Raw genomic sequence first — 3,293 nt, 5'->3', positions numbered from 1 at the left:
GTTTTTGAACTTTAAAACTAAACACTTTTATCCTGATGTGATAAGTTGCGGTCACTTTTTTAACTCATGTATTTAGGCAGTATCCATGACAGACATAATAAATAGTATAAGTGCCCTTCTATGGGGGCAAGTTCTCGTCTACTTATTAATAGCAGCGGGCCTCTTCTTTACTTTTCGACTAGGCTTTATTCAATTTGTGCAATTCCCACATATGTTCAAAGTTATGTTTGGTTCTCGTAAATGTGCCGATAACGAAATTTCATCCTTTCAGGCTTTTTGTACTTCATTAGCAGCTCGTGTCGGTACTGGTAATATGGCTGGTGTTGCTGTTGCTTTATATTTAGGTGGTCCAGGTGCTATTTTCTGGATGTGGCTTATTGCATTAATAGGTATGGCTACAAGTTTTGCCGAGAGTACTTTAGCTCAGGCTTATAAAACAAAAGATGCAGATGGTAATTTTAGAGGTGGCCCTGCTTATTACATGCAAAACGGTTTAGGCAAACGTTGGATGGGGATTTTATTCTCGTTATGTTTAATTTTAGCCTTTGGTTTAGTATTTAACGCAGTACAGTCAAACTCTATTGCTGCAGCATTTGAAGTAGCGTTTGATGTACCTAAGTATATAGTAGGCATTTGCTTGGTTATCGGCTCTGGTATTATTATTTTTGGTGGATTGAAAACGATTTCTCGTTTTGCCGAAATGGTTGTGCCGTTTATGGCATTAGCTTACTTATTAGTTGCCCTTTATGTATGCGCTATTAACTTCACTGCATTACCAGATGTAATTGTACTTATAGTAAAAAGTGCTTTTGGTATTGAACAAGCCGGTGCAGGTGCAATTGGTTATGGTGTTACGCAAGCGATGATCCAAGGTATAAAGCGTGGTTTGTTTTCAAACGAAGCTGGTATGGGTAGTGCCGCTAATGCCGCTGCAACTGCAACGCCTTACCCTCCTCATCCAGCATCACAAGGTTATGTGCAAATGCTAGGTGTATTTATTGATACTATTGTTATTTGTACAGCGACTGCTTCTCTTATTCTGTTATCGCAGCAATTAGTACCTGAATCTGGTGTTATGGGGATTGAACTTACACAAGCGGCGTTACAAGAACATGTTGGTGACTGGGGTACTTACTTTATTGCAATCGCTATACTCTTTTTTGCTTTTACTTCTATTGTGGCTAATTACTCTTACGCTGAAACAAATTTAATGTTTTTAGAGCACAACTCTAATAAAGGGATGTTTATCTTTAGGCTTGTTGTTTTGGGTATGGTGATGTTTGGTGCGGTTGGTGAGCTTGGTTTAATTTGGACGTTAGCAGATATATCAATGGGCTTAATGGCCATTGTAAACGTTGTAGCGTTATTTATGCTTTCAGGAGTTGTTGTATGGTTATCGAAAGATTATAACGAGCAACGCAAGAAAGGTCTAATACCTACCTTTGATAAAAGTAAACATCCAAAACTCGATAAAGAGGTTGACCCCGAAGCCTGGAAATAAACAACAAACAGCGAGCTACGGCTCGCTTTTTTAGTTCTATAATTTATTTACGCACCCAATTTAATGTCAAACATCACTTTTAATAAAAAACTTATATTAAGCTTAAAACTATTTTATATTTAACTACGTAAATTAAGCGTAATTAGTTATCTATAATAAGGAGAACCGATGGATAACATGAGTAAAAAGTACAGTATCGACACGACCGATTATCAGGTAGGTCAAGATAATGTACAAAAATGGGGATTTGACATTCATAATCCTGTATTCGGAATAAGCGCCTTCTTAGTCGTATTATTTGTCGTGCTAACTTTAGTTTTTGACCCTACTGTCACTCGAGATTTTTTAACGTCCACCAAAAACGCCATCATAAACCAATTCGATAGCTACTTTATGCTTGTCGCGAATGGCTTTGTGATTTTTTGTTTTGTTTTAGCGCTCTCACCTTTAGGGAAAATTAGACTAGGCGGCATAAAAGCTAAACCAGAGCATGGCTATTTATCTTGGCTTTCAATGTTATTTGCTGCAGGAATGGGCATTGGTTTGCTATTTTGGGGAGTTGCAGAACCAACCGCTTATTTTACAGGTTGGTACCATATGCCAATGAATGCTGAGCCCAATTCAGCGCAAGCACATTCATTAGCATTAGGCGCAACGATGTACCACTGGGGACTACATGGTTGGTCTATCTATGCGGTTGTAGGATTAAGCTTAGCATTTTTTGCTTTCAATAAAGGATTGCCTTTATCTATACGCTCTGTATTTTATCCAATTTTTGGCGATCGCGCATGGGGTTGGCTCGGGCATATCATTGATATACTCGCTGTACTTTCTACATTGTTTGGTTTAGCGACGTCATTAGGTCTTGGCGCACAACAGGCAACAAGTGGTATAAATTACTTATTAGGTACCGACTACGGCACCGCATTTCAAATTACAGTTATTGGCTTAGTAACATGTATTGCTATTTTTTCTGTGATCAGAGGAATTGAGGGTGGTGTTAAAGTCCTTAGTAATATAAATCTGATTTGTGCATTTATTTTATTGCTCGCCGTTATTGCACTCACCTTTTCTGATGCGATTGGAGCCGTATGGTTCACCCTTGGTGCATATGTAGAACACTTTGTTCCATTAAGTAATCCCTTTGGTAGAACTGACGAAGACTGGATGCACTCGTGGACCGTATTTTATTGGGCGTGGTGGATATCGTGGTCACCATTTGTAGGTATGTTTATTGCTCGTGTTTCTAAAGGACGTACCGTGCGTGAGTTTTTACTCGTAGTTATCGGGCTACCCACACTTCTTAGTTTGGTTTGGATGGGCGTATTTGGCAACATGGCAATAAACCAAGTTATAGATAAAGTAGGACCACTTGGACAAAATGGTCTAACTGATATTTCGGTAACACTATTTCAAGTATATGAACAACTACCGTTCTCTAGCTTTATATCTATTATGTCGATTGCATTAGTTTTAGTATTTTTTATAACATCGTCTGATTCAGGCTCCCTAGTTATAGATGGTATTACAGCTGGCGGTAAAATTGATGCACCTGTTCCACATCGAATCTTTTGGGCAACAGTTGAAGGTGTTATTGCGGCAGTATTACTCTGGGTAGGAGGATCACAAGCATTGCAAGCGCTACAATCAGGAGTCGTTACGACTGCCCTACCATTCTCTATTGTGCTTATTTTGATGTGTGTTGCGCTCATTCAAGGCTTATTAAGTGAGTACCCCATTTACAAAACACAAATTAAACAACAGTAACTATTATTAAAGCGGCCTATATGGG

At 38.7% G+C, this 3,293-nt stretch carries 2 protein-coding genes; both read left to right on the top strand.

Annotated features, from left to right (window positions below):
- Positions 1–85: 85 nt before the first annotated feature.
- Positions 86–1,501 carry an alanine/glycine:cation symporter family protein gene (locus tag PX700_RS21675; protein WP_479521911.1) on the top strand — a complete coding sequence of 472 codons (1,416 nt, stop codon included), beginning with the start codon at positions 86–88 and terminating at the stop codon, positions 1,499–1,501.
- Between the two features lie 168 nt (positions 1,502–1,669).
- The gene (locus PX700_RS21670) at positions 1,670–3,268 is read left to right on the top strand and encodes a BCCT family transporter (protein WP_479521910.1); all 1,599 of its coding nucleotides are present in this window, start codon (positions 1,670–1,672) and stop codon (positions 3,266–3,268) included.
- Positions 3,269–3,293 lie beyond the last annotated feature (25 nt).

The sequence above is a fragment of the Pseudoalteromonas sp. TP27 genome (genome assembly GCF_056470645.1).
Note: the sequence above shows the minus strand (reverse complement) of the source record. Positions and strands in the feature narration are given on the sequence as shown.